Consider the following 7740-nt stretch of genomic DNA (forward strand, 5'->3'; position numbering starts at 1 on the left):
AAAGCCTTGAGGACGCTATGCAGACGGGAGAAAGGCTTTTTAAAGATGAATACACGAGTGTTGAGCACATTTTGCTCGCTATGACTGATGGGACGGATACGCGGGCGGCAAGAATTCTTAGTGAGTTTGGCATAACGAAAGATAAAATTCTTCAGGCTCTGCGCGTGATAAGGGGACATCACAGAATAACCGACCAACAACCCGAGACGAAATTCGCTGCGACGGAACAGTACGGAATCGACCTTACGAAACTTGCGCGCGAGGGTAAACTCGACCCAATAATAGGCAGGGAAGAAGAGATAAGACGAGTTATAACTATACTTTCGAGGAAAACAAAGAATAATCCTGCGCTTATCGGGGAACCCGGAGTCGGGAAAACGGCTATAGTTGAAGGATTGGCGCAGAAAATAGCTGCCAACGAAGTTCCCGATTCTCTGAGAGGCTCGCGAATCATCCAGCTTGACATGGGCGCTATGATAGCAGGTACGAAGTACAGAGGGGAATTTGAGGAAAGGTTAAAGAGTTTCATTAAGGAGGTGGTTGAGTCGCAGGGCAAGATAATACTTTTTATAGATGAGATGCATACTATAGTAGGTGCTGGAGCCGCAGAGGGTGCTATGGATGCGGCCAACATTCTCAAACCGCCGCTGGCGAGAGGTGAATTAAGAGCTATAGGTGCGACTACAGTAGAGGAGTATAGAAAGTACATCGAGAAAGACCCTGCACTCGAACGAAGATTCGCACCAGTATATGTGCGCGAACCCACAATCGAGGAAACTATTTCGATATTAAGAGGGCTTAAGGAAAGGTTTGAGATTCATCATAAGGTCAAGATAAAAGATGAGGCTTTGGTGGCTGCTGCAAAACTTTCCGCACGCTACATTACCGACCGTTATCTTCCCGATAAAGCTATCGACCTCGTTGATGAGGCTGCTGCGAGGCTGAGAATAGATTTGTATTCTATTCCCAAACCGCTTGATGATGTTATAAAGAAGATAAGGCAGCTTAATCTTGAGATAAAGGGGTTGGAGCGAGAGCCTGAGGAAAGAGAGAAAGTAGAAAAACTAAAAAAAGAGCTTCGCAAACTTGAGGAGGAACGGAAAAAGCTTGAGGCTCAATGGCAAGTGGAGAAGCAGGCCCTTCAGAAGATAAGCGAGCTTAAGGAAAAGATTGAGAAAGCCAAGTTCGAGCTTGAACAGGCGCAGAGAGCCGGTGATTTCGAAAGGGCGGCGCGAATCCAGTATGGTGCTCTCATTGAACTTCAGAAAATGCTTGAACAGGCACAAAAACAGCTCAGCGAGATCCAAAAGCAGGGGAAATTACTTAAGGAGGAAGTGGACGAGGAGGACATAGCAAAGGTTCTCTCGGAGTGGACTGGTATCCCTGTAGCAAGATTAACCCAGAGCGAAAAAGAAAAGCTTCTTCACCTCGAGGACGAGCTTCACAAACGCATAGTTGATCAAGAGCATGCCGTGAAAGCCGTTGCAAGAGTGGTTCGTGCGACCAGAGCTGGCTTAACCGACCCTAATAGACCCCATGGTAGTTTCATATTTCTTGGTTCGACAGGTGTAGGAAAAACTGAGCTGGCAAAAGCTCTTGCGGAGACTCTTTTCGATACCGAAAAAGCTCTGATAAGAATTGATATGTCAGAATACATGGAGAAACACTCAGTAAGCCGACTTATAGGTGCACCGCCGGGTTATGTGGGCTACGAGGAAGGGGGACAATTAACTGAAGCGGTAAGGCGACGACCGTTTTCAGTTGTTTTGTTCGACGAGATTGAGAAAGCTCATCCAGAGGTTTTTAACATTCTGCTCCAAGTGCTTGATGATGGGCGATTAACTGACAACAAGGGCAGAACCATTGATTTCAAAAACACCATACTGATAATGACCTCAAACCTTGGGGCGAGGCTTATTGTCGACAGAATAAGCGAAATAAACGAACAAAATCGTGATTCCATTCATGCTGAACTTGAAAAACAGCTAAAGGACCTTCTAAGGAAGACATTACCACCAGAATTCCTTAACAGAATAGATGAAATAATAGTATTTAAACCATTACTATCTAAGGAGATAGCTGAAATAGTGAAGCTGCAATTTGAACATGTTAGGAAAAGGCTTATCGAGCAGGGAATAGACGCTGAGCTTACCCAAGCAGCCGCTGAATACCTTGCTAAGAAGGGTTATGACCCTGTGTTCGGCGCACGCCCGATAAAGAGGCTTATAGAGTCTGAAATAACGCAACGATTAGCATCCATGATACTCTCTGGCGAGCTGAAAGAAGGAGACAAAACAGTCGTTGATGTAAAAGACAGCGAAATAGTAATAAGCAAAAAATAATTTATGGCTCAAAGCTCGCGTAAACTCCTTTTCATATCTTACTTTTTCCCGCCCTCAGGGGGAATATCAAGTCTTAGAGCTATGCTTTTTGCACGCTTTTTAAGAAGAAGCGGCTGGATGGTGAAAGTCCTAACTTGTGGCAATAAGTTGCCATGGCGCGTAATAGATGAATCACTTATGAAATTAGTTGAGGAAATAGATGTGATAAAATTAAAAACCAACATAATAGATGGTTATTATTCTAAAAATTACATGTTTCATAAAAAAGTCTTGGTTGGAATAAGTTCAGTGTTAAACCTCGATCCAATGCATTTCTGGGTCAAAGAGGTTTCGAGACATATCAAGGGCGTATTAACTAATTTTTCACCTGATTTAGTGTTGATCACCATTCCACCATTCAGTTCCGCATTGTTGGTGGAGCACATTAAGCGTCTGTCTTCTCAAATTCCGGTTATTCTTGATTTCCGCGACCTTTTCTGGCTATTTCTCCCTTACGGCTCTATTTTCAGAAAATTAGCGAATTTAGTGCAGCTCAGACTGGCTAAATCGATATTTCGAAGGATAACCCCTATGTTCGACGGGTTTATCGTTCCTGATAGCTCGTTCGTTGAGACTGTAAAAGCTTATTCACAAGCCCCAATTAAGGTTATACCGACACCCTATGACCCCGATGAGTTCAGAGATTTACCGAAAGCAAACTTTACCGAACATTTCACGATAGTTCACGCAGGAAGTTTTCATAGATATAATAACCCAAGATTTTTACGCCGTGTTTTTAGTATTTTACCTGATTCGATACTGCAGAATACTAAACTTTTGCTTGTAGGTAATGTGAATTATCGTGTCAGAAAGGTTTTTCATAACATTTCAGGGGTTAAGTTATTCGACCATCTTCCTCGCAAAGATGCCTTAGGATTACTGGTTTCTTCTGATGCGAACCTCGTTTTTGTTACGGTGCCAGCGAGTAAAGGTGGGAAACAGATTGTTCCGGGGAAAGTTTTCGATTACATTGGTGCTGGTAAACCTATAATAGCGTTCGCGCCTGAAGGGGGTGCGCTTTTGAAGCTGGTTAAGGAAAATGAGTTTGGAGCCGCCGCACCAATAGAAGACCCTGAAAAAGCAGCCAAAGCAATTGCTGAACTTTACGAAAACTGGCGAAAAGGTGGGAAACAGATTAGCTCGGACAAAAGAAAAGATTTTTCGGTAAATGCGATAATACCAAAGTTATCAGATTTTCTTGGCAATTTTATTTAAAATGGGAATATACATTGGAACATCAGGTTATTTTTTCCCTGATTGGAGCAAAACATTTTATCCTAAAGGACTTTCCCAAAGGCTTTGGCTGAGATACTATGTTATGCACTTCCCAGCTCTTGAGCTTAACTCGACATTTTACGCAATCCCGCCTCAGGAGAGGATTGAGAAGCTCGTTTCCCAGCTTCCTGATGATTTCGTCCTTACAGTGAAAATTCCGCGTTCTATAACTCATGAGGAATCCACTAAAAAGGAACTCTCAAATTACATTTCGGAGTTAGAAAATGCTATAGCGCCTGCAAAAGATAAAAAGGTTTTTAAAGGGTTTCTCGCGCAATTTCCGGTATCTTTTAGGTTCAGTAGAAAGAATTTCGAGAAGTTGAAGGCAATAGTAGAGGCGCTTACCAGACCACTTTTCGTTGAGTTCAGAAACTCTTCGTGGAAAAATGAGGAAACTATGGACTTTCTTAAAGAAAACGATGTAGGTTGGGTTATTCCTGATGTGCCAGCTCTTCCTGAATTGACTCGCCCTGAACCTTTGGTCACAACTGAGGTTGCATACTTACGATTGCATGGTCGCAATGCCAAGAATTGGTATGGTAGTGGGGATCGGTATGACTATTTCTATTCTGATGAAGAATTGGGGGAGATAGCCGAGCTTGTAAGGCTTATATCGAGCTGGACCAAGGACACATATGTGTTTTTTAATAACTGCCACATGGGGCAGGCGGCGATAAATGCGAAAAAGTTCGCAAAAATGTTCGGTCAGCAGTTTCCACAGGGAGATTTATTTGAATAATGCGCTTGATATTCTGATGTAAATTAGTATTATGAATTAGATAAAAGGGGGTATAAAATGAGAAATATTGCTATATTAATCGTCTTTTTAACTTTTGCGGTGTTTTCGATAGCTTTTGCCAGTAATGTTCCGAAGCAACCTAATCCAGAAACGAACATATCGGCGCCGTTAAGTTTCACCATTGACCTATCGTGCACAACAAGGAGTGGATTAGGTTCGCCACAGGTGGCTTTTTGCATAGATATGGGCTCGAGCATGTCATCCTCCAACTTTAACAAAGCTAAAAATGTTGCGAAAGCTGTTGCCCGTGAATTGGGAGCAACTCCATATTTCATTTATTTAGGTGTTGTAACCTTTAATGATTCTGTCAATGTTTGGGATGGAGACCCATTCATGCCTGGTAACAATTTCTGGAACGCACCGAGCACATTCACATTGGATATCGATACTGCGCGACAACATGGCGGGAATGATGTCCCGAATGCCGCATGGGATGCGATATGGCATGCTATGGAGGATTATGCCGATTGGTCAATAACAAATGCTAAAGTTATAGTGCTGTTCACCGATAATTCCTCCTGTGCGAGGGATTTGCGGGCGGGAACATCGTGCTGTTGTGATACCTCGAGTTCAACATATGTCGATACGATAGCTCATCCATTCCCGGCTTTTAACAATCCATACCAGAGAGCTATGAACCAGGATTTCGTGGTATTTACGGTGACCAAGTCACCGCCAGATGGTCCTAATTCGGCACAATGGGATACATTATACAGGCGTATAGCGAGAGCTACAGGCGGAAAGCATCTTGATATCTCGATGTCAGCTAATGCGATAGCTGATACTATAACGCAGAAGATAATGGGACTTCTGCTTTCCTCGACTGAGATAAAACTTTGTATCACCAACACCGGACCTTCTGCAAGCGGAGCCATAAGGGCACAGCTCGTTGACCCTGGAAAATTTGACCTTCTTATGGGCGGGAGAACTCAGACATTCAGTTCATGGCCTGCTGGTTCAACCCATTGTTTCAGGTGGAGGATACACATTCAATCTGGTGCTCGTGATTTCGAAAAATGTTTCTCGATTTTCCTGAGCGGATTATATAATGATACTATTCATGGTTGCATCCAAGAAACAACCTCTACCTGCCTATGCTCACCGCCAGAAGCCTATCTTATTTGTCCACCTGCGCCATCGGGCGGGCATATTTACACGGGTTGTGCGAACCAGAAAATAACTATTCGTTTGTCTCCTACTGCGGATGTTTCAACGGCTGTTATGACCGTTAACGATACGGATTTCACATTCCCGACCAGAATGAGTATAAGAGGTGATACCCTAATTTACAGTCATCCTACATCGTGGGTTCAGGGACAAAATGTTAATTTCGCCCTCAAGGCTATAGGTGATGGTGCTGGTTGTTACAACATAAGGCCAGTTTTCGGCAGTTTCATCGTTGATAGGCAGCCGCCGAGCCTTGTCCAAGTTTGGCCACCCGACAGCGCAGTTTTCCGTGATACTGCGGATATATCGATACGAATAACAGTGCAGGATACGCCAGCTATGATAAATCCTGCCGCCTCGTTTTTCACAGCTAATGGAGTAAGAATAGACTACGGTGACCCAAGACTTACTGCAACTTTTTATCGTAGCAGAGCTGAATTTACTGTTTCTGGTACAAGGTCTGAACTCGGTGCTGCGACCAACGATACGTTAAGATTATGCATCCACATTGAAGATAGTGTGAAATCGAGCATTGAGGGCTGTCATCTTTGTGGTCCTAATGTTCTCACGAAGTGTTTCACATACTTTATTTTCCATACCGCACCATATCCAAGGCTTGTATTTCCTCCTATGAATGTTGTTTCATCCTGTTCCCTCCAGTCTGTTAAGTGGGTGGTTGGCGGATGGGCTGATAGGTCGAGTGCGGTTATTGAGGTTGACGATACCACTATTGTTACCTCTGGTTACACTTGGCGTGGTGACACATTAATTTACACTCCCTCACGAAACTGGGATGAGGGAAGGCATACGGTTTGCCTTACGAGGTTGAGGGATACTGCTGGCAGGCTAATGGTGTGGGAGCCTATTTGCGCCAGATTCAGAATTGACCTCGTTCCACCAACTGTTTTGGATAAATCGCCGACGGGGATAATAAGCGATACTATAGTCGATATAGTGGTTCATGTTAGAGACAATGTTGCTCTTGATTGGAGCAGCGCTTTCCTTGTGGTTATAGACGATACATTCCGTTCGTCCGAGTTAATTATTGCTGGTGACTCAGCTGTTTTTGACATGTCTTCTCATGGATATCATCTTCCCGACAGTGGTAATGTTCGGGTTTGCTTCAATATAGATGACAGCGCCAGAGTTTGTGGACCCAACCATAGAGAGTATTGCTGGACATTTTCTGTTTATGCCAGCCCGATTCTGGTTACACCTGAAACTCCGAGTGGTATTATAGTTTCCTGTCCGACTTACCCGCCGATGTGGCGTTTTTCTCGTGACCCAGTGTGTTCAACGATTGTGGCTACTATAAATGGTGTTAAGTATCGCTGGTCGGATGGTTACTTCGTTTACTCAAGCCGACTTTTGACATATCTTCCGCCTACTTCGTGGTCGCATGCAGAGTCGGTAGTGGCTTGTCTTGATAGTGCTTTTGACATTGTGGGGAACCCGATATACGATACAGTTTGCATAAGCTTCGTGGTCGACCTTCAGGGACCTGAATTTAGCAATAACACTCCGCGCGACTCGACACGGCAGGCATCTCCAACTATTGCCGTTACGATACACGATGAGCCAGCCGGTGTTGACCCGGACTCCATCTTCATGTTCATAAACGATTCCCTTGTGTCAGCGACATGGTCGGACCCGATTCTATCGTTTGATTGCGCTGCCGCTGGAATGTCATTCGAACGAGGCGAAACCGTATTGGTCGTTGTGCGCGCCAGGGACCGCTCACAGATTTGCGAACCAAACATGAACGCTATAGCATGGCAGTTTGTGAGAACCCCGGTTGGTGTGTCGGAGGAGAAGGGTATTAAAGCTGGATATAGTATTGATACGAAAGTTATGGGTAATGAATTAATCGTTAATTGTGTGTCAACAGGTGAAGCTGACTTATTCATCTACGATGTGATGGGCAGGACAATTTACCGAACATCTGTGGCTGGAAAAAGCACAGTCAAGGTACCTCTTGTTGATTTTAGAAATGGCGTTTACCTTGTTGAGTTGAAATCTGGAAATAACAGAATATTGCGTAAGTTAATGTTGTTTAGATAAGGCAATGCTGTATATGATATCTGCATTCTAAGTTTATTCAATTAGTTAAATTGAATT

The 7740-nt window shown here is 43.8% G+C and carries 4 protein-coding genes; all 4 read left to right on the forward strand.

The window, feature by feature from the left end; genetic code table 11:
- Nucleotides 1–2342: AAA family ATPase (locus J7J62_07420; GenBank protein MCD6124980.1), on the forward strand; the 2342-nt coding region annotated here is incomplete at its 5' end.
- A 3-nt stretch (nt 2343–2345) separates the two neighbouring features.
- Nucleotides 2346–3596, forward strand: a complete 1251-nt coding sequence (locus J7J62_07425; GenBank protein ID MCD6124981.1) for a glycosyltransferase — start codon at nt 2346–2348, stop codon at nt 3594–3596.
- Nucleotide 3597: 1 nt separating this feature from the next.
- Nucleotides 3598–4395 (forward strand): DUF72 domain-containing protein, encoded by a 798-nt coding sequence (locus J7J62_07430; GenBank protein MCD6124982.1) that lies wholly within the window; start codon nt 3598–3600, stop codon nt 4393–4395.
- A gap of 57 nt (nt 4396–4452) precedes the next feature.
- The gene (locus tag J7J62_07435) at nt 4453–7683 is read left to right on the forward strand and encodes a VWA domain-containing protein (GenBank protein MCD6124983.1); all 3231 of its coding nucleotides are present in this window, start codon (nt 4453–4455) and stop codon (nt 7681–7683) included.
- Nucleotides 7684–7740: the final 57 nt, after the last annotated feature.

The sequence above is a fragment of the bacterium genome, assembly GCA_021159335.1.
Classification (GTDB): Bacteria; UBP14; UBA6098; order B30-G16; family B30-G16; genus JAGGRZ01.

Bases quoted from the DNA above. Each gene is read 5' to 3' on its own strand.
- J7J62_07425 (MCD6124981.1), top strand. From the start codon at position 2,346: ATGGCTCAAAGCTCGCGTAAACTCCTTTTCATATCTTACTTTTTCCCG.
- J7J62_07435 (MCD6124983.1), top strand. From the start codon at position 4,453: ATGAGAAATATTGCTATATTAATCGTCTTTTTAACTTTTGCGGTGTTT.
- J7J62_07430 (MCD6124982.1), top strand. From the start codon at position 3,598: ATGGGAATATACATTGGAACATCAGGTTATTTTTTCCCTGATTGGAGC.